General features: G+C 43.3%; 22 protein-coding genes. 15 read left to right on the top strand and 7 right to left on the bottom strand.

The features are described from left to right. The first annotated feature begins 193 nt into the window (after window positions 1-193). From MHI06_RS29580 to MHI06_RS29555, 6 genes are all read left to right on the top strand, one after another. Window positions 194-1,726 (top strand): peptidoglycan DD-metalloendopeptidase family protein, encoded by a 1,533-nt coding sequence (locus tag MHI06_RS29580; protein WP_340400019.1) that lies wholly within the window; start codon window positions 194-196, stop codon window positions 1,724-1,726. A 247-nt stretch (window positions 1,727-1,973) separates the two neighbouring features. Next, the gene (yycF, locus tag MHI06_RS29575) at window positions 1,974-2,696 is read left to right on the top strand and encodes a response regulator YycF (protein ID WP_017691453.1); all 723 of its coding nucleotides are present in this window, start codon (window positions 1,974-1,976) and stop codon (window positions 2,694-2,696) included. Next, window positions 2,696-4,546, top strand: a complete 1,851-nt coding sequence (walK, locus tag MHI06_RS29570; protein WP_340400018.1) for a cell wall metabolism sensor histidine kinase WalK — start codon at window positions 2,696-2,698, stop codon at window positions 4,544-4,546. The genes yycF and walK overlap by 1 nt, the downstream gene beginning before the upstream one ends. Then, on the top strand, window positions 4,530-5,810 hold the full coding sequence (gene yycH / locus MHI06_RS29565) for a two-component system activity regulator YycH (protein ID WP_340400017.1): 1,281 nt from the start codon (window positions 4,530-4,532) through the stop codon (window positions 5,808-5,810). The genes walK and yycH overlap by 17 nt, the downstream gene beginning before the upstream one ends. Window positions 5,811-5,925: 115 nt before the next feature. Beyond that, on the top strand, window positions 5,926-6,669 hold the full coding sequence (gene yycI / locus MHI06_RS29560; protein WP_340400015.1) for a two-component system regulatory protein YycI: 744 nt from the start codon (window positions 5,926-5,928) through the stop codon (window positions 6,667-6,669). A gap of 6 nt (window positions 6,670-6,675) precedes the next feature. Further along, a complete protein-coding gene (locus tag MHI06_RS29555) occupies window positions 6,676-7,482 on the top strand; it encodes an MBL fold metallo-hydrolase (protein ID WP_169482647.1) in 807 nt (268 codons plus the stop codon). Here the strand turns inward: MHI06_RS29555 and MHI06_RS29550 are convergent. After that, window positions 7,451-7,663, bottom strand: coding sequence for a hypothetical protein (locus MHI06_RS29550; RefSeq protein ID WP_017691458.1), 213 nt, complete (start codon window positions 7,661-7,663; stop codon window positions 7,451-7,453). The two genes, MHI06_RS29555 and MHI06_RS29550, sit on opposite strands and share 32 nt — an antisense overlap. A 718-nt stretch (window positions 7,664-8,381) precedes the next feature. Between MHI06_RS29550 and MHI06_RS29545 the strand changes: the two genes are divergently transcribed. From MHI06_RS29545 to MHI06_RS29525, 5 genes are all read left to right on the top strand, one after another. Further along, window positions 8,382-9,659, top strand: a complete 1,278-nt coding sequence (locus MHI06_RS29545; RefSeq protein ID WP_340400014.1) for a trypsin-like peptidase domain-containing protein — start codon at window positions 8,382-8,384, stop codon at window positions 9,657-9,659. Window positions 9,660-9,975: 316 nt separating this feature from the next. After that, window positions 9,976-10,500: a hypothetical protein gene (locus MHI06_RS29540; protein WP_340400013.1), complete on the top strand. Its 525-nt coding sequence runs from the start codon at window positions 9,976-9,978 to the stop codon at window positions 10,498-10,500. 235 nt (window positions 10,501-10,735) lie between these two features. Next, window positions 10,736-10,903 carry a CxxH/CxxC protein gene (locus MHI06_RS29535; protein WP_017691462.1) on the top strand — a complete coding sequence of 56 codons (168 nt, stop codon included), beginning with the start codon at window positions 10,736-10,738 and terminating at the stop codon, window positions 10,901-10,903. 469 nt (window positions 10,904-11,372) lie between these two features. After that, window positions 11,373-11,852, top strand: a complete 480-nt coding sequence (rlmH, locus tag MHI06_RS29530; protein ID WP_339298685.1) for a 23S rRNA (pseudouridine(1915)-N(3))-methyltransferase RlmH — start codon at window positions 11,373-11,375, stop codon at window positions 11,850-11,852. Between the two features lie 1,309 nt (window positions 11,853-13,161). Continuing rightward, on the top strand, window positions 13,162-13,626 hold the full coding sequence (locus tag MHI06_RS29525) for a hypothetical protein (protein ID WP_340400012.1): 465 nt from the start codon (window positions 13,162-13,164) through the stop codon (window positions 13,624-13,626). A 746-nt stretch (window positions 13,627-14,372) separates the two neighbouring features. Here the strand turns inward: MHI06_RS29525 and MHI06_RS29520 are convergent. From MHI06_RS29520 to MHI06_RS29505, 4 genes are all read right to left on the bottom strand, one after another. Then, on the bottom strand, window positions 14,373-14,921 hold the full coding sequence (locus MHI06_RS29520; protein ID WP_340400011.1) for a hypothetical protein: 549 nt from the start codon (window positions 14,919-14,921) through the stop codon (window positions 14,373-14,375). Window positions 14,922-15,013: 92 nt separating this feature from the next. Further along, on the bottom strand, window positions 15,014-15,499 hold the full coding sequence (locus tag MHI06_RS29515) for a hypothetical protein (RefSeq protein ID WP_340400010.1): 486 nt from the start codon (window positions 15,497-15,499) through the stop codon (window positions 15,014-15,016). Window positions 15,500-15,943: 444 nt separating this feature from the next. Beyond that, a complete protein-coding gene (locus MHI06_RS29510; protein WP_340400008.1) occupies window positions 15,944-16,222 on the bottom strand; it encodes a hypothetical protein in 279 nt (92 codons plus the stop codon). Beyond that, on the bottom strand, window positions 16,219-16,413 hold the full coding sequence (locus tag MHI06_RS29505) for a hypothetical protein (RefSeq protein WP_340400007.1): 195 nt from the start codon (window positions 16,411-16,413) through the stop codon (window positions 16,219-16,221). Before MHI06_RS29505 ends, MHI06_RS29510 begins: the two co-directional genes overlap by 4 nt. A gap of 336 nt (window positions 16,414-16,749) precedes the next feature. Between MHI06_RS29505 and MHI06_RS29500 the strand changes: the two genes are divergently transcribed. Both MHI06_RS29500 and MHI06_RS29495 read left to right on the top strand, forming a co-directional pair. Next, on the top strand, window positions 16,750-17,511 hold the full coding sequence (locus MHI06_RS29500) for a DUF5986 family protein (RefSeq protein WP_340400006.1): 762 nt from the start codon (window positions 16,750-16,752) through the stop codon (window positions 17,509-17,511). A 29-nt stretch (window positions 17,512-17,540) separates the two neighbouring features. After that, window positions 17,541-18,725 (top strand): XRE family transcriptional regulator, encoded by a 1,185-nt coding sequence (locus MHI06_RS29495; protein WP_340400005.1) that lies wholly within the window; start codon window positions 17,541-17,543, stop codon window positions 18,723-18,725. Between the two features lie 174 nt (window positions 18,726-18,899). Here the strand turns inward: MHI06_RS29495 and MHI06_RS29490 are convergent, their stop codons facing one another. Both MHI06_RS29490 and MHI06_RS29485 read right to left on the bottom strand, forming a co-directional pair. Further along, the gene (locus tag MHI06_RS29490) at window positions 18,900-19,556 is read right to left on the bottom strand and encodes an NADAR family protein (RefSeq protein WP_340400004.1); all 657 of its coding nucleotides are present in this window, start codon (window positions 19,554-19,556) and stop codon (window positions 18,900-18,902) included. A 21-nt stretch (window positions 19,557-19,577) separates the two neighbouring features. Beyond that, window positions 19,578-20,612 (bottom strand): hypothetical protein, encoded by a 1,035-nt coding sequence (locus MHI06_RS29485; RefSeq protein ID WP_340400003.1) that lies wholly within the window; start codon window positions 20,610-20,612, stop codon window positions 19,578-19,580. A gap of 419 nt (window positions 20,613-21,031) precedes the next feature. Here MHI06_RS29485 and MHI06_RS29480 point away from each other — a divergent pair, with 419 nt between their 5' ends. Further along, on the top strand, window positions 21,032-22,117 hold the full coding sequence (locus MHI06_RS29480; protein WP_340400002.1) for a 5-methyltetrahydropteroyltriglutamate--homocysteine S-methyltransferase: 1,086 nt from the start codon (window positions 21,032-21,034) through the stop codon (window positions 22,115-22,117). A gap of 28 nt (window positions 22,118-22,145) precedes the next feature. Beyond that, complete coding sequence (locus MHI06_RS29475) at window positions 22,146-23,636, top strand: aldehyde dehydrogenase family protein (protein ID WP_340400000.1); 1,491 nt, start codon at window positions 22,146-22,148, stop codon at window positions 23,634-23,636. Window positions 23,637-23,849 lie beyond the last annotated feature (213 nt).

The raw sequence follows: 23,849 nt of genomic DNA, 5'->3' as shown, positions 1-23,849 counted from the left end.
TTGAAATGAGTGTAAAACCTGTGTTAAAGTATACGGGTGTGATAAAAGGTTAAAATTTTGACACTTTTAAGAGCGCAGCTAAAGTCCTGATTTTGCGGACACCCAAATATATTATTCAACTAGCATGGGATAGACACGATGGGTGATGTCTTGACAGAAATGCGAACTGAGAAGTGCTGAAAAGGAGAGAATCATGAAAGGTTTCAGAGGCATACGCCAACCGGGCAAAGACCGGGTACACGAACAATCCGGGGAAAACCGGACGGCCGAAGACAAAAACAACATGAGCATGTCCACCTTCAGTGTGAATAAGAAGCGCGTTCTGGCCTCGCGCAAATGGATCATTACAGCAGCATGCGGTGTGTTCATCGCGGCATCGATCGGATTCGCAGGCAAACAATATGTTACTGCAAATACGGTACCTTACTATAAAGTGATGGTTAAAGGTAGCGAGATTGGTACCATTACAGATGAAGCACAGCTACAACAACTCTTTACAGACAAAACTGAGGAATATCAACATAAATATCCGGATGCAGAAATGGTGCTGAACACGGATGGCATCACAACCGAAACGGTAAAAGCGTACAAACCTGAAGTGAACAGTGACGAAACGCTAGATAAACTAGGCGACATGCTGACAGCTTATGCCAAAGGTGTGGAGCTTAAGGTAGACGGTGAAGTCATTGGCATTGTGAAGGATCAGGCAACAGCTGATGCGATCCTGGAACAAGTGCAGAATAAGTACATATCGGCATCGGCAGTGCGAAGTTCGCTAAAGACGAAGTCGGTATCGGCTAACTCCTCGAAGAAAGACGAGGGACCGAGTACAACCCTGAAGTCGGTAGGTATCAAGGAAGAAGTAGCGACGGATGTGGTGAAGGCTGATCCAAACAAAATATGGGATGTGTCCGAGGCGGTTAAAGCGTTAACCGTTGGTAAAGACGCGCCTGTAACTTATGTGGTTCGTGAAGGAGATACGATCTCTTCGATCGCTTCCAAGTATGAAATTACACAAAGTGAGATTCGCCAGCATAATCCGGGCATCAAGGAAACATCGCTTCAAATTGGAGACGAACTGACCCTGACCGTGCCTAAACCAGCAGTAACGGTTAAATCGGTGGAGCAGGTGGTTGAACAGATTGAGATTAAACCGCAAGTGGAAGTTCGAAAAAGTCCTGATCTGAAAGCAGGCACAACCAAAGTCGTGCGTCCAGGTCAAAGCGGTCTGAAAAATATGCAGTATCGTATAACGAAAGAAAATGGTGAAGTCGTTCAGGAAGAGTGGCTTGGCCAGGAAGTGATCAAAGTCGCCGTAACCGAAGTGGTTCTTAGTGGAACAAAAGTCGTTGGTGAGGGCTCAGGTGAATTTGCTTGGCCGGTATCGAATGCAACGATGAGCAGCAGCTTTGGACAGCGTTGGGGTCGTCAACATAAAGGGGTCGATCTGGTAGGTAACCGGGATGTGAAATCATCTGACGAAGGCGTGGTTACTTTTGCAGGACAGAAGAGTGGCTATGGTAATGTCATCATTATTAACCATCGTAACGGATATGAAACATTGTATGGTCATCTGGATAGCATCGGTGTGAAGGTTGGACAAGTGGTTGAAAAAGGGGAAAGCATCGGCGTTATGGGCAACACAGGACGCTCGACTGGAACCCATCTGCACTTCGAGATCCTGAAGAACGGCACAGCGGAGAATCCAATGACGTATTTGAACTAATATAAGCTAAAGTGAGAGCAAGGTTGGCTATGATGCTGGCCTTGTTTTTTGCTGCTGTAAAATATTTTCAGATGAAAGACCTTCCAACCCTCCGATCGGGATGTGACGGTGCTTCAGGTATGTTAAACTAGAGAGTATAAACAACAAACTAGAGAACCAAATCAAGCAGGCTTGGTACAAGCTAAACATAGAAGAGAGATATAGACGCTAACGCGGATTAAGTAGGATATAGGGGTGAACTTAGCCGATGCAGGGGAAGATTTTGGTGGTGGACGATGAACAGCCCATCGCGGACATTCTGAAGTTTAATTTGGAAAAAGAGGGGTACGAGGTCATCTGTGCATTCGATGGTATTCGTGCGGTTGAACTGGCGTTATCCGAGAAACCGGATCTGATGCTGCTGGATCTGATGCTCCCGGGCAAGGACGGTATGGATGTCTGCCGTGAGGTGCGCGCTCATCTGGAGATGCCGATCATCATGCTTACCGCCAAAGATGGCGAGATCGACAAGGTGCTCGGGCTCGAATTGGGTGCGGATGATTACGTGACGAAGCCATTCAGTACGCGTGAGCTGCTTGCAAGGGTGAAGGCACAGATGCGCAGACGGCAAAAGCTTGCGATTACGGCAGAAGCGCATGAAGACGAAGAGAAGCAGGTCATGAGACTTTTTGATCTGGCTTTTGATATGGACATGTATACGGCTTACAAAGGCGGAGAACCTCTCGATCTGACCCACCGTGAATATGAACTTCTCTATTATATGGCGAAGCATTCCGGCAAGGTTATGACACGGGAACATCTGCTGCAAGCAGTATGGGGATATGAATATTTCGGCGATGTACGTACCGTGGATGTCACGATCCGTCGTCTGCGTGAGAAGATTGAGGAGAATCCGAGCAAACCGGAAACGATTCTGACTCGCCGCGGGCTCGGTTATCTCGTGCGCAGTGCCAAAAGCGTGGGGATATAATGGGCCGATTCGCGCGATTCTCGTTCTTCCGAACGATTCAGGCGAAATTGATAATTATCTATGTACTGCTGATTCTGATTGCGATGCAATTGATCGGCGTTTATTTTGTGAGCGCGATGAAGAACTCACTGACGAGCAACTTTACGGAAGATCTGCAGGCCCGTGCGGAGATGCTATCGGTTCTCGTGGGGGAGACGATGGCGGGTGGAGAAGCAGAGGCTGGCGAGGACAAAACGGAAAATCTGCGTGTGCTGGTGAACAATCTGTTCAACATTAACGGTGCCGAGATTCAGGTGCTGGATGCCAGCGGCAAAGTACTGACGACCTCGCTAAGTTCACATTCGGACTATGTCGGGCGCAAAAACACCCAGACCGTCGTCAGCCGTGCGCTGCAAGGCATTCGGGACAATGAGGAATATATCGTGGACGAGGATAATGTTCGCAAAAAGGTCGTCGCCAAGCCGGTGCTGTCCGGCGGCAAGATCATTGGCGCGGTCTACATCGCGGCATCCATGAACGAGCTGTATTCCACGATGGAGGGAATCAACAAAATCTTTATCTCCGGCATTCTGATTGCCTTGGTGTTAACGGCGGTGCTTGGCGTGATCCTGTCCCATACGATCACGCAGCCGATTAAGGAAGTGACCCGGAGAGCGACAGCGGTCGCAGAAGGTAACTTTGATCAGCAGACACCTGTATTCGGCACGGATGAGATTGGTCAGCTCAGTCGGGCTTTTAACTATATGACTAGTAGGCTCCGTGATGCACTCTCGCAGAATGAAGAGGAGAAGGAGAAGCTGACCTCCATTCTGACCAATATGAGTGATGGTGTGGTAGCCACGGATGAGTATGGTAAAGTCATTCTGGTGAACCGCCGTGCCAGCAGTATTCTGGGCATGCGCCCTGCAGATATTGAAGGAAGGCATTTTGCCATATTGCTCGGCATTGATCCGGAGGATGCGGAAGCTCTCGCGAGTGGGTTTACTGGTTCAACGCTGCTGCAGATCGCACCTGCGGGACAAGAAGAGCCTGTGGTCATTCGCATGACGTTCACTCCGGTTCATCGGCGCGAGTTGGGTATCACGGGAACCATTGCCGTACTTCAGGATGTCACTGAGCAGGAAGAACTTGAAGCATCCCGACGTGAATTCGTGGCCAATGTATCCCATGAGCTGCGGACACCTCTGACCACGATCAAGAGTTACGCGGAAGCGCTGGATGACGGTGCATTGGAAGATACACAGCTTGCTGGTCGTTTCGTTGGTGTTATTCAGAACGAGACGGAGCGAATGATCAGGCTGGTTACGGATCTACTGCATCTATCTCGGCTGGATTCCAAAGAAGCTTTACTGCGCAAGCAGCCAACCGACATTCTGGAAATGCTGGAGGAAGTGACGGATCGATTCTCGTTCCAGATGCATCAGAAGGATATTCAACCTGTGCTGTCTGTGGAAAATGATATTCCGGCTGTTCCGCTGGATCGCGACCAGATTGATCAGGTGCTGGATAATGTCGTGTCCAATGCGTTGAAATATACATTGGAAGGCGGCACCATTACAATTGCCGCTAGACGCAGTGATGAGCATGCACTTGCCATCTCGGTATCGGATACCGGAATGGGTATTCCACAGCGCGATCTGGATCGTATTTTTGAGCGGTTTTATCGGGTGGACAAGGCTCGTTCCCGCAGTATGGGAGGCACAGGGCTGGGACTCTCCATTGCCCGGGAAATTGTGAAGGCGCATGATGGGAGCATCTCGCTGGAGTCTGAGGTGGACGTGGGCACGACAGTAACGTTCACACTGCCGATGCGCGAGGAAGGGGGTGAGCACCGTGAAGGAACGGATTAAATCCCTGGTGCTCGCTACCCTTGTCGTAGCTAGTCTGGTGCAGAGTTATTTCCTGATCTACCGTTTGCCCGGAGGCGGGGATTCTATTGTGACGTCAGAGACGAACTATGTGAAGACGGAAAATATGGGTCAGGAACGTAATATTGAAGAATTAATCTTTCCTGATCAGATGATTATTCATTTGGGCGAGGATAAACATACGGTGTTTTACCCCGGCAATACGTTCTATCAGTTGATCTATTCACGGTTACAGGGGCGAGCGTTCGATGATTTTCAGCGCCGTAGTGTGCAATCGGTGAACTGGGATCAGATTCGCAAGGAGAACCCTGGGTTTGAGCTATCGTTCAAAGAAGGTATTCCCGTCGCATTGTTACAGCGGGTGATGAGGCTCGGGACGGATTCCTTATTCCAAGGGGAGACGATTAACCGAATCTCGATCTATACGGCCAAAAATGAAACGAAGGCCCATGCGCTGTTCTTCAGCGCCAAGGGAGACGTGGTATACGAAGCAACGCAGGCGGACCTGACAGTACAAGACGTGCAGCAGCATGTAGACTTTGGTACGAACTGGACGCCATATACGTTGATGGATGGCGGGTATTATATCCCGGCGGAAGCTCTGGAGACGATTGAGGCGGATGTGCCAACAGGTCAATTCACTGTTGAGCAGATGCAGCGTAGTCTGTTCTTCGATCCAAGTATGACCCGGAATATTCGGGAAAAAGATGGATCGGAGATCTACACGGATAGTAAACGTAGCCTGCAGGTGAAACAGGAACAGCGCTGGATCAGCTACACCGATCCGGCGGCACCGCCTGCGGGGCAGATTGACCCCGCGAAGGATGCGCTGTCTGCGGTTGATTTTGTGAATCAGCATGGCGGCTGGAAAGGCAGGTCGCGCATGATGCTGGAGACCGCCGACAGCAAGACACAGCTTGAATTCCAGCAGTACTACGGCAGTTATCCGATTATGGATTCCATGCAGTTCCGCTTCGGCACGATCAGTATGGAGATGCAGCAGGAGACGGTATCCAGCTACGAACGATCGCTGCAATACCTGAACGAAGGCACAGAGACAAAGAAATCGGTCAAATTACCTGGTGGGGAGAAGCTTCAGGCTCTGATTAAAAAGGTAGCAGGTGAGAATCGCCAGGTGGTGGACGTGTACCCGGCATATCGTCCTTCTACGATTGAGGATGGGTTGAAGCTAATCCCGGTATGGGTTATTCGATTCGGAAACGGGGAGGAAACTACCGTTTCTTGATGGGTTGTAGGGTAGCGGAGTCACTCGATATCCGAGCGAGATGTAGGGTCACGCGATAACGGAGTGGGCCAGCGTGACCTTAGTTGCTTTTATTAAATGGGCGGAGGTGAATGTTTTGGATTGGGGACGGGCGAAAAATGTGTTGATCTATGCCTTTCTGCTGCTCAATCTGGTGCTGGGATACCAGATCTGGATGGATGCGCGGGAGACGGCCGGAGCCAATCTGGACTTCACCTCACTGGCAGATAATACACAGCAGGCGATGGAAGAGAAGGGTATCCAGGTGTTAGCTCCGATTCCGAACGAAACGCCGAAGTTGCCGAAGTTGTCCTATGAGTTCATTGAAGAGGACAAGGCTGGCGTGGATATGGAACTGGAACAGCCTGTAGATAGCAAGTTGATCTTCTCGCAGAGTGAGCTGGAGGATGCGTTGCAGGGTGAGATTCCACAGATCGGGACATTCCGGCTGGATCAGCTGATGGCCGAGGATGGGGCTTTTGTGCTTCACCCACTGGTGGATGGCAAATGGCCGCTCTTTAATGTGAGTCTGGAGCTATTCTACAGCGACCAGAAAATAACGGGTTACCGTCAGACTCCGGTGCGGATTACGACTGCAGAGGAGAGCGATCAGCAGGTGCTTCCGGCGTCGAAGGCGCTGGGAACGCTGATCGAGAACTTTTTGCCAAATGATGCAATTGTCAAAGATATTCAGCTGGGCTATTACGGCCAGTTGTTCAATTCAGATATACAGGTAGCGATGCCGGCATGGCGGTTCGTGCTGGAAAGTGGCGAAGTGTTGTACGTGCAGGGCATCAGTGGGGATGTATTCAGTCCCAAGACAGACAAACCAGGGGAGTAATGCGTTATGGGGATATATTTTACCGTGTTATCCAGCGGTTCGACAGGCAATGCCACGGTCATACAACATGGGGGTACCTCTCTCATGATAGACGCGGGTCTGAGTGCGAAGCGATTGGATGCACTGTTTCAGGAAAGGGAGATTTCTGGGGCAGAACTGGACGGGATTCTGGTTACACATGAACATTCCGATCACATTAAAGGACTAGGCGCGATGTCTCGGAAATATAATTTACCAATCTATGCGAATCTGAATACGTGGGCGGCCCTGGAGAAGTCAGTTGGGGCGATTCCAGAGGAAAACCGGAGGGTATTTGAAACAGGTGAAAAGCATGATTTTGGGTCACTGCGCGTGGAGTCCTTCGGGATCTCGCATGATGCGGCTGAGCCTGTAGGGTATACGTTCGATGACGGCAGTGAGAAGCTGTCTGTTGCAACGGATCTAGGGTACATGAGCGACAAGGTTCGCGATGCCATCTCCGATTCTGACGTGCTGGTGCTGGAGGCGAACCATGATGTCGAATTGCTGCGTATGGGGCGTTATCCGTGGAACACCAAGCGCCGGATTTTGAGCGACATTGGGCATTTGTCGAACGAAGCAGCAGGTGCAGCGCTTAGTGAACTGATGAATGGACGCATCAAGCGCACGTATCTGGCACATCTTAGCCGGGATCATAATATGATGGACTTGGCGAAAATGACCGTGCGCGACGCGATGGAGAGCCGTGGTTGCTTTTATCAGGATCATGAGTTCAAACTCTGTGATACGTATTACGACCGTCCTACGCCATGGGATAGGGTGGGTGAGCCATAAAGCTGTCCAGTTCGGCGGCTTTGCGCTCGACTTCCTCACGGGTTAGGATGCCTTTATCAATAAGCAGTTCGATGATGGTACTGAGTGCAAGGGTATTGCGATAGTGTTCATCCTTGAGATCGGCCAGCTTGGCCGCCATATGAACTTCATCCATGGCTGTGAGTGTACGTGTGCGATCCATGTTACATCCTCCTCTATGAAGCTTCGAATTGTCTTTTACTATTATTGTAGTCAGGATGAGTGGAAAACATTCCTCTTTTTGCCGCTAACATTTGTGTGATAAGGCGTGTATGCTGAACCTGTGACCATGTAAGGGTGAAAAAGTTTCTTCAAAATGGCCAAAACGACGCTTAGCGAACCGGTTTTTGTGGTGATAGATAGTATGGACCTTTATTGTTAAACGCGTTATAGCGGAAATTTGCGTTAATTTTCGTAATTATGCAACTTTTTGTGATTTGGCGTGTTTAGTATATGAGGAGCATTGTGATTTTGGCTGTTTTGCGTGTGAAATGGCATGTCATAGAATGCGAGAGCATGATTGATAGAGTCACTTACAGAATGGCGTGTCCGTTCTGTTGTACATAGACGCTGTATCCTGAGTTGATGCCGGGATGCGGCGATATGCAAGACCATTTTATAAAAATGCAAAAAAGCATGGGAAAGCGTTGGAGTCTTCACGTAACGAAGACGACAGAAGAAACCTGAAGAAACAGAGTGTTCGCCTTTAGGAACAAATTTTCACCTTGGAAGAGGGGATCAAAAAAATTTGTGAGTAACAGCGATCGGAAGGTTCATCTGTTGGCGGAGTGGTGTATGTGAGAACTCCATCGTTGATCCATGCGACAACTTAGGCGGCAGTCAGGGTCTTGATGCGTGACAACGAAGGGGAGAGGATCACGATGGGATTGTTTGGAGACGATTTTTATTCAACCAAAGTATCAAGACGCGCCGAACCTGAACAGAAAGGCAAACTTCAGATCATCCGCCCTGGAGGCAGGGCACGTGGACGCGACCGCTGGAGCAATCCGCGCAGATCGCGTACGGGAATCAGTTCCACAGTCAAGGTAGCCGTGATCAGCTCGGTGATCAGTTCCATCGTGACCGTCACGCTGTTTAGCTTCATTACACAGCCCGCTTCATTACCGCTGGCGAATGCTACAGGCAACGGTGGTGGAGGCGGTGCACAGACAGCACAGGCAGCTGATCCATACGACCGGATTATTCAAGCGGCAGCCCATGTTCGTCCTTCGGTGGTGAGCATTGTGAACCATAAAACGGGTAGCAGTCTGTCGATGGAAGATTCGGCGCTGGGCTCAGGGGTCATTTTCAAGAAGGAAGATGGCAAGGCCTACATCATGACTAACCACCATGTGGTGGAGGGTGCGAGTGATCTGGAGATTGTGACCGTGGACGGGGAGACTCATAAAGCGAAGCTGGTCGGTAAAGACCGTGTGAGTGACATAGCTGTACTATCTGCAGAAGACAAAGGGCTGGGTGCAGTGGCGGAGATCGGCGATTCCAGCAAACTTCAACGCGGTCAAACGGTGCTAGCGATCGGTAACCCGCTCGGTCTGGGTGGTACGCTGACATCCGGTATTGTCAGTTACACGGATCGTATCCTGCCTGTATCGATTAATCAGGACGGGGTGTACGACTGGGAGCAAAACGTGATCCAGACGGATGCGGCGATTAATGAAGGTAATAGCGGTGGTGCTTTGGTCGATCTGAACGGTAAAGTGGTCGGCATCAATACGATGAAGATCTCGGATACGGGCGTCGAAGGTCTCGGCTTCGCCATTCCGATGAATGAAGTGATGAGAACGGTCGATTCCCTGCTACTAAACGGCAAAGTATCTCGTCCATATCTGGGCGTGTACACGGTGGATCTGAGTAACCCTTATGCACCACTGGATGACGAGCAGCGTAAGGATCTGAAGTTGCCATCTCACGTGGATAGCGGTGTGGTTGTGCTGGAAGCGTCCGGTCCGGCATCCGAAGCGGGCATGAAGCTGAATGATGTCATTACGGAATTTGACGGACAAAAAATTACCTCGACGCTGGATCTGCGGAAGTATCTGTACGATCAGAAGAAGATTGGGGATACAATTGAAGTGACTTTCTACCGGGATGGCAAAGCTGAGAAGGTATCGGTGAAGCTGACGGATAAACCGGAGTAAGGGAAGTTCAACAAGCGAGCCTTTACTGTTGCGTGGATTGAAATAGGGAATGCTAGAAGAGTGATCAGATCAACTGACCACTCTTTTTTAGTTGTTGGTTCAGTATTATGCTATGGGTGGACGAGTTCGTTCGACAGTAAATGAGTAGATTAACCATTTTAATGTTCCTATGATCAGTTAGACCCGGAGCCAAAGGAGCAGATACATCAGACTCGGGCTGTGGTAAACTGTTGTCAATATGTTGGAGACGGTCGCTGATGCAAATAACATCTGTTTGTCGATCTGATTTTATTTCACATTGGAAGGGGTATTTACAATGAAACGGTTGAGGAAAAAGATGCTTGGGGGAACGAGCTTGGCGCTGTCCCTGTTTATGCTATCTGCCTGTGGATCTGAGGTAGTTACAACAGGAGCTGCTGTAGATACAAGTGCTCTGCAAGAGAAGATTGCAGGACTTGAGAAGAAACTGGTGGAGCAGGGAGCCAAGAGCAGTGAGCAGGAGCAAAAGATCGCAGAGCTTGAGGCCAAGTTGAGTGAGCTGAGTACAAATGTGATTGCGGTAGGTGAAGCAGGTGGTCAAACACCTGTAGTATCGGGAAACAACGGATCGGCCGGGAAAGGCGATGGGGTGCTGATTACATTTGCCCAGTATGAGAAGCTTGAGGTTGGCATGTCGGTAGAAGATGTCATTGAGATCCTTGGCGGCGAAGGTGAAGCGCTGAGTGAAGCGGAGAACATGGTTGTTTACAACTATAAAGGCACAGCCGGCAATGGTGCCAATGCCGTTATTGCTTTTCAAGGCGGGAAGCTGTTGACGAAGGCGCAGTCGGGATTGAAGTAAAGAGCATGGATTAAGGAGCATTCTTTTCAGGGTACCGTGGAGGTATCTGGAAGGGATGCTTTTTGTGTTCTTTTACGGCGAATGGAGAGGTTTGGTGTAGGTTGGGCACGATAAATTAGGGCTGGGGGTTTCTTTTCGGTGGCAGGTGTGATAGAACTGAGAAGTGGCTATCCTGTAATGGGATACGCGGTTGTGAATCGGGAACATAGCTGGTTACAGAAAGGATGCATAACGGATGTACGTTGTATGCAAAGAACACGTGGACATTGCCATCGACATGTTTGTTGATGAGTATGAGGACGCTCCAGATATCGTTGATCTGAAGGAGACGGAATTTGCCGACTGGGACCCGCCTGCGAAGTGCGCTGAGTGCGAACAGCACGCGGAATTCCTCGTCGTTTAGCGTACTGTAGGACTTAGATGGCTGGAGGCGTGACTTAAGGTGGTGCTTCAGGCTGACTTTCCATCCGGTATGAACATCACAGCAAGAAGCCAAGGAGAGCGTGATGAGCGCTCTTTTTGTGTTTGTGGGCAGCGATGTGGGTAGGGACCGGCCGAGTAACTCTAACGAACCTGACGGGGCTTATTCGTGGCAAATACCGCCTGGTTGAAATCTAACGAATCGTAGACACGTTATATTACTGAAATGGCCTCAAGAGAGGTGGGAAGTGTTCATTTTGACTGGGATAGCGTGTTTCAGATTCGTTAGATTTTAAAGGAGCCGAAATGAGGCTGAATAAGGTGTGTGTGGTTCGTTAGAATTTGGAGAAATGTGTAGTATAGGTATACTACAGTTGGAACGAACGATGCGATGAAGCATCTTACTTATAGAATATTGCGCAAGTAAGATAATTTAGGAGGAATGGATTGTTATGTTTATTCAGATTATTGGCGTAGGCAAATTGAAGGAAAAGTATCTCACGCTGGGCATTCAGGAATATGCCAAGCGGCTCGCCCCGTACATCAAGTTTCAGATGATCGAGGTCGCAGACGAAAAGGCGCCCGATACCCTGAGCGAAGCTGAGGTTCGGGCGGTGAAAGAGCGCGAGGGCGAACGCATCCTCGCGCATGTGAAGAGCGAGGCGCATGTCGTCGCGCTCGCTTTGGATGGCCAACTCTGGAGTTCCGAAGAGCTGGCAATGGAGATCGACAAGCTCGGCACGTATGGGACGAGCCATGTCGTGTTTGTCATCGGAGGAAGCCATGGGCTCTCCGATGAGGTATTGCGCCGCGCGAAGCAGCGCTTGAGCTTCGGGCGCATGACCCTGCCGCATCAGCTTATGCGGCTGGTCCTGGTGGAGCAGATTTATCGCGCGGTGAAGATAAATCGGGGGGAACCGTACCACAAATAGGGCGAAATTTCGGATTGACAAGGATATATCTTGACGATATACTTTATTGCCGATATTATGAAAAATACTCGTAATATTAGGAGAGTGGCAGTACTGTTAGGGTTCGAATCCCTACCACCGATAACCATTGTTTCTGTTGTCTTGCTTGTTGCTATGCGCTACCTCATTGATAAAGTAAATTGCAAAAGCCAAATTAAGGGGGAAGTGCCCGTGATAAATACAAGATTTAAATTGTTTCATATTCTGATTGTTACGTGTGAAACTGTATGGGCAACAATGGTTAGTGATGTGGCGTCTGGTTGTACCGGGCTGTCCTAATATTACAAGTTTTTTATAGTGCTCGGCACATAATTAGGAGCTTTTCCATGCAAAGGGGGAGTCTTTTCTGTCTTCAAAGTAAACATTGGGGGTCGATATTATGGGTATTGCAGTAGATGAAATTAGTGAGTACTTGAGTGTACAAGCTATGCAAAAATTCATTAACCGCTTGACTCTTACTATAGATTCCATTTCCATGTTTCTTTCCACAAAGTAAAAAAATCACCATCTGAGTGAGTGCGTAAATTTCATGTCGCACTTCATAGTTCGCAAATCCCACCTTACATTATCAATACCCTCGTAATAGTCATCGAATAAAGCTGATGCTTCTTTCATATTTGAGAACTGAGTATTAATTTTAAAGGTTTAGATGCAAATATTGAAGATCGCTTAAGTACTGTTAAAGAAATGGCTATAAGCTTTCGAAGTATGAGGAATGAGTTAATACATTAAGACCGCCAGCCGCACAGTCAATCGGTGGAAGGATGGCGAGAAGATTACTCGGATGTACTACTCCTGCGGACGGTTGGTTATTACTATAACTTGGATGGTTGTTAGCCTCGGCTGCTGCAAGTGCTTCGGGTGAAACATAGAATGGTTCAGCTAGCTCTGATACCCAACCCAGCGCGAACTCAATGGGACTTCCTTCGATAGTTGGAGGTCCATCTACCCAATCTTTTTCCAGCGTAAATTGGATGTTGTCTTCACCCCTTGTTACAACAAATTCTGTGCCGTCCTAATATGGGATAAACGCTTTCCCTTTTGGCTTAGAGCGTTAATTTGAGTAGTGCAGTAACTCCCGAGTATCATCCTATTCCCGAACTATAGGAATGGATGTCTTCTGAATTGAGTGTAATGGTGACTCTATTATTATTACATTTACATGTTATAAATTACATAAAATAGATTTTTAACAAAATGTGGTTTATATTCTGTGTATTTTGATTTAGAACACAAAATGTAACATAAATATACTTTAGGAGGAATAAATTTGAATAAAAAGGTAAGAATAATATCCGCTGCTCTTTGTATTATTTTGGCTATTTCATCTTTGGCGCCAGTCGTATCTGCTTCGGCAGCTACTCCTTCACCTTCGATTGAACTTCCAAATAGTGATTTCAATGTTACTAAGAAGACAATGGTATTAGGCGAAGAAGAGTTTTCTAAGAAGATTTTTGATTCTGCGGAAGCAATGGCGCCTTACATAAACAAAGGTTCGGATAACTTATATCACCTTGATCCAGCTGCAAAAGAAGTTATAGATGAAGAAATTTACAATCAATTCTCCATTGGAGTAAAAAACTTAAATGCTGCCATCAATGGGCAAGTTAATAGTAGTGGTATTCAAATTGTTACACCGTTTGTGTTTAGTAATCCTTATTGGTGGGGAGTTGCGATTACATTTAATAACGCAGAGACCAAAAGTCTCGCTGAATCCCTTCAGACTACTGCTTAGAGTGATTAGAGTTTTCTGTGCGATTTTTTCATCTATTTATACCTCCATCATTATTATTCAAAGGTATGATATAAAAATGAAACTTTGTTTATTACAAATTTACACTATATTCTAATTATAATATGGATGTTTTCAAATAGATCTAATATGTGCGTGTGAATGATACCATGCATATTGGTATTGGGTTCAATGCTCGGCTCAGGTATCACATATCTTCGTGAACTGCAAGTAATAGTATGATTTAACTGGAATTAGCAACGGAAGCCAACTATACTCTGAGATCATTATCGATTATATAAAGGTAAATTCGGCAGACGAGAGCATGTTAAATGAAAAGATCACTGTGGGGGTAAGAGAAGTTTTTACAGCTGGATACGAGGGCATGACTGCAGGTGTGGTCAGAAAAGATAATATAGTTATTTTTCGCATTCGGCTATGCGATAGGAGATAACTGAATACCTGATATAGTGATTTGATTTTCTGATAGGGGAGGTTATAGGGGGAAAGTGCATGATTCGATGCTTATAGATTTATACAATGTGAGAAAAGTTTGATGCGATAAAGAGAGCCGCAAAGCTATATCAGGCACGTCCAAACTCAGAATGAGAATTGTATGAAATTTAGGTTAATAATCAGTATGGCTAAATTTTGGTTTTAGCAATAAACTGAAATGTATTCTCCTGCTTTTAAAAGAGGACCATCATCAGATTATTCTAAGAATGTTTTGAATTTATTAAATACTTAAATTATTTCTTTCTGTTTAACTTTTTACCAAATTTGAAAATCAGCGTTAATCCCCAATCTATAATATGATAGAAAACTGATATTGAGAGAGCAGACCAGTAATCTAAGATATAAATACCATTAAAGCTAGAAGCTAAAATGTAAATAATTAAGCTGTCCATAATAAGTGTAATAGAGTTACGAGTATATACAGATACCTGTCTCTTCAATCCGTAATTTAAGACAGTAACGATAATTGGATGAATTAGAGTTTCAAAAATAAGAAAGCCAATAATAATAAGTACGGAAAAAACAATGATATCTCCAAATTGATTAAAATATATAAAGCCACTAGCTTTTCCGAAATTATAGAAAAACATACTATACAGTGTAGTGAAAATGGCTACAGGCAAGATGATTAAAGAAGCCAGCACTGGAACTAGCCATATCTTTACCTTCAAAGAAGGTGGATTTTCCTTATCTTTACGGCTAGTGTAATTAATTATTAGATTTAGAGCGAGTAACATAATGATAAATATTACAAGTATGACAAGCCAATGTGTTGAGTTCATGTTTTCTCCTTATTCCATTTCTTAGTTGCGGTATTTTTTTGAATCAAAATATACCTCTAATGAAGTATATTTTGATTCAATTTTAAGTAATTTTAGAGTCCTGCTAGCCAAACGATGTATTTTGCAATTTCATATGCTTCTGCTGGTGGTACTCCGATACCTACAAGTCCGGATGCAATAATATTTTCTTGCCAATTTGTAATAGAATCCAAGAAGTCAGCGATTTTTCCGGAATATTTTATTACATAGTTGCCAGCTGAAGGGCTCAGCTTTGAAAGAAGCTTACCTAAATAGTCCCCACCGTAGCGGAGTGCACCAGTTATAGCCTTTTTTATAACGTTAGAAATGAGATTTTGAGTACTTACATCTCCATTATTCTGTGCAGTTGGAACTACAATACCTGTGTTTGAAACTTTGTTGTAAGGTATTGTTGAAACACTACTTCCATTTAGTGTAGAACTTGATACAGAAACGGTTTTCAAAGGAGCTGGGCTAGCCATAACTGTTACTGGAACAGATAAAGCCCCCATTAAAATTCCCGCAGCTAAAGTAGATGCAATGATTTTCTTAAATTTCACAGAAGAGTTCCTCCAAATAACTTATTTTATTAAATTTTGGATTATAACCCAGTTATTTAAGCGCTTCTTATTTTATACAATACTTTGTGGTATATTGTATATACATTCTACAAAACAATACAAATAATCCTTTTTATTTACATAATTCGATATGATAGGAATAAAAAGTGTCGGCATATCTTATTACATACTCATTAAAGTCATTTATTAGTACGCTAGATTCAATCCTAGACGTTGTGGTTTTGGTGAATTGATGGCAATGGCGCTAACTTCTTCTGTTTGCCGATACCGTTCTCAATAGGCAAAGAGTTTATAAATCTTTAGCCTAGTATATGAGAAAAGTGCGGGTACGTACAAAATAAGAAACGTGGCTCTGTGGCTTGTTTGGTAAAGATGATGCATGTTTGCAAGCGCAATTTATTTATATAAAAAGGGATAATTCACCTATGAAAGTGTATTGATTGTTACAAGTGTATTGTTCGATGTATTCGGGGTAATACGTACCCGCCGAACAGGAGAAGGCAGCTCCGTCGAGTTGGATGGGAGTGAGCGATCGGTAGTTTCCAGGATGAAGTACCATTGACCGGGTGAAGGGAAGGCTTCTTCTTCATGTGCATTGCGAAGTTGATGCATGTAATCGTGGATGAAAGTAATACAGTCTGTAGGAAGTGCATTGGTTTGGATTAAGGTAGTGAACTGCATATCAGATGTCAGGTCGATCATTTTTCTGATTCCTCCTGATGGCTGTTACTTTGTGGGTTATTACTATAGCGTGGATGGTTGTTAGCTTCGGCTACTGAAAGAGCTTCTGCTGAAACATAGAATGATACAGCCAGTTCCGAAACCCAGCCCAGCGCGAACTCATTAGGACTTCCTTCAATAGCTGGAGGCCAATCAGCCCAGTCTTTTTCCAACGTAAATTGGATGTTGTCCTCACCTATGGTTACGAATAAATCTGTACCGTCGTAAAAAGGGTTTACTGTTTCTCCTTCCTCAAATGTTAGGGCGACCCGCACTTGATGTATGGGTCGCTCTTTTTTGTGGACTTGTATTTCATCATCTATTATTGTTAAACCGTTAATTCGTTTACAGTGATTGCTGAAGCTATATATTCGTTGTATGTATGTTCGAATAACAAGTATGGATAATGTATTTTTATATAATATGTACTTTATGGTTTACTTTTTATTAAATTTTGTAGTATCATTAAGATTAAATAAATCTGTATGTGCTTTGGAGGTGGAGTGATAATGCTAAATCAAGTAGGATTGCAAGGTGAGCAAGCTGAATTATTAGTTAAATCTTTTACTGAAAGTACAGAAGGTGTTATCAGTGAAATAAAGCAAGAGTACGACATGGAAACTGGGAATTTTAAGAATGGGGGAGCATGGGATATACGGTTTAATCGTATAAAACAAGCGGCTCTAAGTAATAATATGGCTGTTGTTACAAAAAGAAGAGGCATCTGGACTTTCATTTGTGTTTTAGATACTGATACAGGAAGTCTATACATCTTTTCAAAAGAAAAAAATTTGGAAAAAGTGATAAAAAACTTTGGTAAGGATAAGATTCATTATTTTCATGCTTTTGTTTCTATAAACAGCGGACCTTTGGAATTTGAGGAGAAACAGTTATCTTTGTTTGGTACTACTTTAACTGAGGATTACGAAACTAAGAGACTTATGGAAGTACAGAAGATACTTGGCGAGAAATATCCTTTAGTGAATCAAGTAATATTTGTAGTAGCTCAAGAAGTTGAGAAAAAAATGGTTGGAGTAGAAGCACGTTTATTCAATCGTTATTTTGAGCTAATTGATAAAGTGAATTGGTCTATGTATGTGACTATGGATGATTATAGTGATTTGACTATTACTCCAGAGGAGAATAAGGGTGACATGGAGGTTATACCAAAAGTCAAACAGTCGGTAAAGAAACTCAAGGAACAGTTCGATCAACAAATTCCGACAAAAAAACTGGATAAAGCGAATAAAAAAGAGGAAAATAACAGCTAACATTCCTCAATATAAGGAGGAATTTTTCAATGATTCAAAGACAGTTTAATGGTTCAAGGTTAAGGGAGGGTAGAATTTACCGTGGCTTAACAATTACAGATTTAGCGGCCGAATTAGGTGTTAGTAAGCAGATGATTTCAAAATATGAAAATGACAAGGCAGTTCCTAATCTAGATGCCTTGCTGACCCTGACTAGGATATTGAAGTTTCCTAAAGAGTATTTCTATGAGACCTCTGTTGAAGTTAAAACAGGCAGCACATATTTTCGATCGTTACTGAGTACAGGAAAAAAAGAAAGAGAAATGCATTATGATCGTGTCAAATATCTAACAATTATCCGTGCTTTGCTTGAAGAATACGTAGATTTTCCTGAACTCGATGTACCTGATTTCTCAGATCAGGATACTGAAAGAGTTGAAGAAATTGCTGAAAAGGTCAGAGAAGCGTGGTCTCTTGAAGATAAGCCAATAAAGGATATTATTTACTTGCTTGAGACCAAAGGGTTTGTGATTTCATCATTAATGTTAGGTAAAAAGTCAATTGATGCTTTCGGTTCACAACATGTTGTAAATGGGAAACAATATTATTCAATTGTTTTGGGGAATGATAAGAAGTCTTTTTACAGACGCCAATTCGATGTAGCTCATGAATTAGGTCATAAAGTCCTTCATGACCCGTATTTAAATATTGATGATTTGAGTAAGGAAGAGTTTAAACAGATAGAGCAAGAAGCAAATGATTTTGCAGCAGCGTTTCTTCTACCTAAGGAAAGTTTTCTAAGAGATGTGTCCATTCATCCAAATGATCTTATGTATTATAAGTTGCTTAAGAAAAAGTGGTCTGTCTCTATCGGTGCAATGGTTATGCGTGCTTATAAACTTGGTGCTATAAATGAAGGTACTTATCAGTATATGCAACGTTCTATAAGTAACAAAGGTTGGAGAACTAAAGAACCCTTAGATGATGTCAAAGACTTAAGAGATCCAGTTTCTATGAAGCAAGCTGTAGAGCTATTAATTGAGAATGATTATATATCCGGGGATACATTTATGCAGAAACTATCGCAACAATATGGATTGAGCTTACTTCGTGAAGAAGTAGAGGAACTACTTGGATTAGAAGAAGGATATTTAAAAACAGAAGTATCTTATTCTGGGAATATTGTGAGTATAAAAGATAAGTTGGACTCGAAAACTAGAGAATCTGCCAACTGATAAGAAATAAAAAAAGAGCGTTTTTGGCCAAGGCATAGTCGTATGATTTATCAATATAATGTTCGGACAAATTAACTATTCCCTAAAGTTAAAGGGAATAGTTAATTTGTTTTTGTTTAGAGGAATTAAAAACAATGTAGTAAGTCTATTTTAGCAATAACAATTAACTGGTATTCAATCATCAAATAAAAATGTTTGCTCAACCTCAAACTTAGGCTTTTTATATTCATGCGTCATTATATTTTTGTTCAAGATACATTTTATTGTTCCTATTGGTTTTCCATACAAAAGGAAATTATCTATATTAGGCGGATTAACCAATGCAATTTCGTAATCTGCATGTATTGCTTCTTCTCTTAATTCCATGAGTAATCTGCCTAAAGCATTCGTACCAAATAAATTATTATTATCTTCATCAGGGATTGCTCCCCAAAAAGAATCTTTATGCGACTCCTCTACTATGGGTAGTCCTTTTGTATTTTTTAATTCCTCTGAAAATTTAAACCAATTTTGGTACAACTTCAATCTCAAACACCATCGCATTATAGAAATTCTTGCTTCAAACCAATCTTGCCTTGACTCATTCCGATGTGGTTTGCTCTTCATTTTTGCAGTCATAGGGCTAATTTGTTTTATGATTTCCCTTTGAACGTCGGGTTTGTGGGGGAATCGGCAAGCTTGATATAATGCCTCAGATGTTAAAATCTTAACTCCATTGATTAGTAGTGGAAAACCAGGAGCCATGTTGGACATAGTGCCAAATGGTTCCTTAGTTTTTTTGAAAACAATTGAAGTCTCTCTAGAGTATATTTTTATTTCATGCGTGGACAAGAGAATCAGTCCTCCAATTCCTTACTGATTAACACTCCTAGGGAAAAGAGGATACCATTGGTTAAGAGGATAACCCTGCGTAGGATCTCCCCACCATAGTACAAGAGGACTATTATTTGCAACGTTACGATAGGTTACAAATAAGGAGCCAAATCCTGTGCTTAAAAAATATGAGTATCCCATAGGTTTGAAACTATCGTTATTTCTGAATGAGAAAATGTGTGAACCATGCTTAAGGAAAGCTTGTTCTACCACTTCACGTGCTTCTTTAGTTGTAAATAGGGCTTCTGCCGTAAACTGGTCTGCTGGACGAAAAAGAGGAAATTTATTTTGACGTCCATTTTCTTTGCGCAGCTCCTCAATATATGTTTGAAAATTTTGTACATGCTCATCTTTAACTGTGGGTTCGGTAGGCCATAAGCACTGATAGTTTACTTTCTCCCAAGCCTTATTACCAAACTCATGTATTCTCCAAATTTCAAATTTCACATTTTTGTCTTTAAATAATTCTTTAAGTTTATCGTCTAGATACTTACGACTACCATTATACATTGCTAGAGAAACAAAATGTACAGTGACATTTTTGATTTGATTTTGATTAACCCATATTTCCATATCACGAAGCAGTGTATTTCCAGAAAAAATACAATCATCAAAATATACGTATGTTTTTGGCTGTAGGCCACAAACTGAAAGTTTGATATCAAATTTATCTTCCATTACTTCAGCAAGTAGTTCCAATAAGTCTTTCTGACTTTGTCCATTTCTTTGGATATCTAAAAAATGTACAGTAGAGTGGTTGGTAATAAAGTCACCAACAATTTCATGTTTATTTAGGAGTTTTTCCATGAAATCAGCTGTAGCTTTCTTAGAAACGTAGTGTTTCTTCAGAATGTGGCTCATTTCTTGTAAAATTGTCAAACGAATATCTGGATGGAATTGCTCAATCCATTTTGTTACATGTTTTGCATTCATAACTTTTCCATTCTTATAGTCTTTAGTTGTACTTACAATGTCATTAATTAGTTCTTCGAACTCAGTTTCAACGCTTAACATCTGGCAGACCTCCATATTTAGGTAATATGGATTATTTTCGACATAAATATAGAAAATCCTCCCTAGGATTTTTTAACTATTTAAATTAAAAAAGTACCAAATTGACTAAAAGTGTATTTTTTCATATAAAATTAAAAGATACCTAATGTTTTAATTTTAATTTCAACTTTCGCTCTTCAACCGATACGGTGAACCCTATCATAAATAGTAGTAATATTAAACATAATGAGATTATCATCATGACCACTGCACTTTGCTCCACCCTAAATCCACTACCATATGAGGTTGTGGATTTTTGCATATTAACGTCTTTTAGCTATTGTTAAAAGCTATGACTAGCCATGCTTTTTTCATATAACAAGCATTCCTTTTCATCATGCTATACTCATTAGACTAAAAAGTTAGAAGGAGAAATAGTTATGATACCATTTCGTAATGATCATGTAGGTAGCTTTCTACGTCCTGCAGATTTAAGTCAGGCACGTGAACAATATAAATCAGGTAACATCACATATGAAGAATTAAGAGCTGTGGAAGATAAAGAGATTATTCGAATTATTGAAAAGCAAAAGGAAAATGGCGTATTGGCAGTTACGGATGGTGAATTCCGTAGAAGCTGGTGGCATTTTGATTTTCTGGGCGGCTTGGATGGCGTAGAGTTGTATGAGCAAATAGATGGACCAAAATTCCACAATATGCAAACGCGCAAGGGTGGGATTCGTGTTGTTGGTAAAGTCGATTTCTCGAGTCATCCCTTTGTTGAGGATTTTGAGTTTTTGAAAAAGCATGCAGGTGACGCTGTGGCGAAACAGACCATTCCAAGTCCCAACATGCTTCTATATCGATTGGAAAATGACGCTAATATCTATACGGACCGAGAGCAATTCCTTCAGGATACGATTGCGGCGTATCAAAAAGCAATTCAAGCGTTCTATGATGCGGGATGTCGATATCTGCAATTAGATGATACAGCTTGGGCAGACCTATTCTCAGACGCTGGTCACGATAAGCTACGTGCTAAAGGTCTGAAACCGGCGGAAGAGTTGAAAACGATGCAGCGAATGATTAATGAATCTTTGGCTCATAAACCGGCAGATTTAGTTGTGACGATGCATATTTGTCGTGGTAACTATAAATCGAACTATTTCTCAACGGGTGGTTACGAGTACGCTTCTGAAATTATCTTTGGAGGTTTAAAGGTAGATGGATTATTTTTAGAATTTGATGATGAGCGTTCAGGTGGTTTCGAGCCATTAAAATATGTGAATCGAAAAGATTTGAAAATCGTGCTTGGTTTACTCACATCGAAAACAGGCGAGTTAGAGGATAAAGAAAACATTAAAGCTCGGATTGCGGAGGCGGCAACCTATGTACCACTTGAGCAACTTTGTTTGAGCCCACAATGTGGCTTTTCGTCTACAGAAGAAGGCAATATTTTAACGGAAGAACAACAATGGCGTAAACTTCGTTATGTGAAGGAAATTGCAGAAGAAGTTTGGAATTAATCCATCTAAATAACGGAGGGGATTCAAAATGACGATCCAAGCAGACCAAGAGACAATTATAGTTGAAGCGTTCATTAATGGTCAGAATGTAAAATCCCTTTCGCAGGTAGCAAAAGAGAATCCGACAAACCCAACTGAGATCGTAGGCTATTTCCCTGTCACTACGAAAGAACAAGCGGTTGAAGCGATTGAAGCGGCGGCGGGAGCTTTTAAAACATGGAAGCAGACCTCCATTGATGAACGCATTATGATGATGCGCAAGGCGATCGAGAAGATTAGAGCTTCTGAGAATGAAATTGTACATTTGCTGTCCAGAGAGCATGGCAAGCCCCTGTATGATGCACACGGTGAAATTTATGTTTCGTTAATGTGGATGGAGTTTGCTTGTAATGAAGCCAAATCGGCTCTACAGGAAGAGATCAAAGAGCATGAGAATGGTAAAACCATTCTTTCCTATGATCCAATTGGTGTGGTGGCAGCGATTAGTCCATGGAACTATCCCATTGCTTTATCTACGATTAAGATTGCTCCTGCCTTACTTGCGGGCAACACGATTGTGCTTAAACCAAGTCCATATGCGCCACTGGCGGCAGCGAAGGTTGCAGAGATAATTGCGAGTGAGTTCCCGGCTGGTGTGATCAATGTCGTTCATGGTGATGCGGATGTTGGCGTTGAACTGACCACGAATCCTCATGTGACAAAGATCGCTTTCACAGGTGGAACCGCGACCGCTAAGCATATTATCAAAGCGGCTTCGGAAACGATTAAGGATATGACGCTTGAGCTTGGTGGCAATGATGCGGCGATTTTCTTGGAAAGCTTTGATGTTCATGATGAGCGAGCAATGCGCCGGATTGTCATTTCTAATTTTCTGACAACAGGACAGATCTGTATGATCGCCAAACGTGTGTATGTACACCGTTCTATTTATGATGAGTTTGTGGAAAAATATATAGAGGCGGCAAATCGCTGGATTCGAATTGGTGATCCCTTTGATTCAAATACGACGGTAGGCCCGGTTAATAACCTGAAGCAGAAGGATTATGTGCTTGGTTTGGTGGAAGATGCGCAAAAGCGCGGGGCTAAAGTCATTCCTCTTGGGAAAATTCTGGATCAGAAGCTGTTTGAGCAAGGTTACTTCTTACAACCTACACTTGTTTTGGGTTGCGATGTTCATGATCCGATTGTGGTGGAGGAACAGTTTGGTCCTACGGTTCCGATTCTGCCATTTGACGATGAAGAGCAGGTTATTCATCTACACAATGAAAGCATATATGGATTGACGAGTTCTGTGTGGGGGAAAGAAGAGGATGCCATCTCCGTCGCACGTCAACTCGAAGCTGGAACGACAATGATCAATACCGCTGCTGTGCAGGGGCTCGACGTTCGCTTTCCTTTCGGTGGCTTCAAGCAATCTGGTATTGGCCGTGAATATGGCGCGGAAGGTATCCGCACATATACAGAAAAACATGTCATCAACGTTCCGAAGACATTGGATCTTCCTTATATACCAGAGTAAATCTTATAGTACACAACTTTGCATCGTACAGGAATGTACATGTGAAATTGAATTTAGGCTCTAACTTGCGCTTTGTTTACTGATTTTTAAGAATCAGTAGACAGGGCGTTTTTTTGTCAGATCAGTTTGCAGTGGTGACTTTTTTAGAGAAAAAATAACCCCACATCTGATGGAGGTGACGCTGAAGAAATAAAGAAGCCACTCCATTGATGG

The organism is Paenibacillus sp. FSL H8-0079, assembly GCF_037991315.1.
Taxonomy (GTDB): Bacteria; Bacillota; Bacilli; order Paenibacillales; family Paenibacillaceae; genus Paenibacillus.
This window is presented reverse-complemented; position numbering and strand designations above follow the sequence as displayed.

Excerpts from the sequence above, each read along its gene's own strand:
- MHI06_RS29580 (WP_340400019.1), top strand. The coding sequence starts at position 194 with ATGAAAGGTTTCAGAGGCATACGCCAACCGGGCAAAGACCGGGTACAC.
- yycF (WP_017691453.1), top strand. The coding sequence starts at position 1,974 with ATGCAGGGGAAGATTTTGGTGGTGGACGATGAACAGCCCATCGCGGAC.
- walK (WP_340400018.1), top strand. The coding sequence starts at position 2,696 with ATGGGCCGATTCGCGCGATTCTCGTTCTTCCGAACGATTCAGGCGAAA.
- MHI06_RS29555 (WP_169482647.1), top strand. The coding sequence starts at position 6,676 with ATGGGGATATATTTTACCGTGTTATCCAGCGGTTCGACAGGCAATGCC.
- MHI06_RS29550 (WP_017691458.1), bottom strand. The coding sequence starts at position 7,663 with ATGGATCGCACACGTACACTCACAGCCATGGATGAAGTTCATATGGCG.
- MHI06_RS29545 (WP_340400014.1), top strand. The coding sequence starts at position 8,382 with ATGGGATTGTTTGGAGACGATTTTTATTCAACCAAAGTATCAAGACGC.
- MHI06_RS29540 (WP_340400013.1), top strand. The coding sequence starts at position 9,976 with ATGAAACGGTTGAGGAAAAAGATGCTTGGGGGAACGAGCTTGGCGCTG.
- MHI06_RS29535 (WP_017691462.1), top strand. The coding sequence starts at position 10,736 with ATGTACGTTGTATGCAAAGAACACGTGGACATTGCCATCGACATGTTT.
- rlmH (WP_339298685.1), top strand. The coding sequence starts at position 11,373 with ATGTTTATTCAGATTATTGGCGTAGGCAAATTGAAGGAAAAGTATCTC.
- MHI06_RS29520 (WP_340400011.1), bottom strand. The coding sequence starts at position 14,921 with ATGAACTCAACACATTGGCTTGTCATACTTGTAATATTTATCATTATG.
- MHI06_RS29510 (WP_340400008.1), bottom strand. The coding sequence starts at position 16,222 with ATGATCGACCTGACATCTGATATGCAGTTCACTACCTTAATCCAAACC.
- MHI06_RS29500 (WP_340400006.1), top strand. The coding sequence starts at position 16,750 with ATGCTAAATCAAGTAGGATTGCAAGGTGAGCAAGCTGAATTATTAGTT.
- MHI06_RS29495 (WP_340400005.1), top strand. The coding sequence starts at position 17,541 with ATGATTCAAAGACAGTTTAATGGTTCAAGGTTAAGGGAGGGTAGAATT.
- MHI06_RS29485 (WP_340400003.1), bottom strand. The coding sequence starts at position 20,612 with ATGTTAAGCGTTGAAACTGAGTTCGAAGAACTAATTAATGACATTGTA.
- MHI06_RS29480 (WP_340400002.1), top strand. The coding sequence starts at position 21,032 with ATGATACCATTTCGTAATGATCATGTAGGTAGCTTTCTACGTCCTGCA.
- MHI06_RS29475 (WP_340400000.1), top strand. The coding sequence starts at position 22,146 with ATGACGATCCAAGCAGACCAAGAGACAATTATAGTTGAAGCGTTCATT.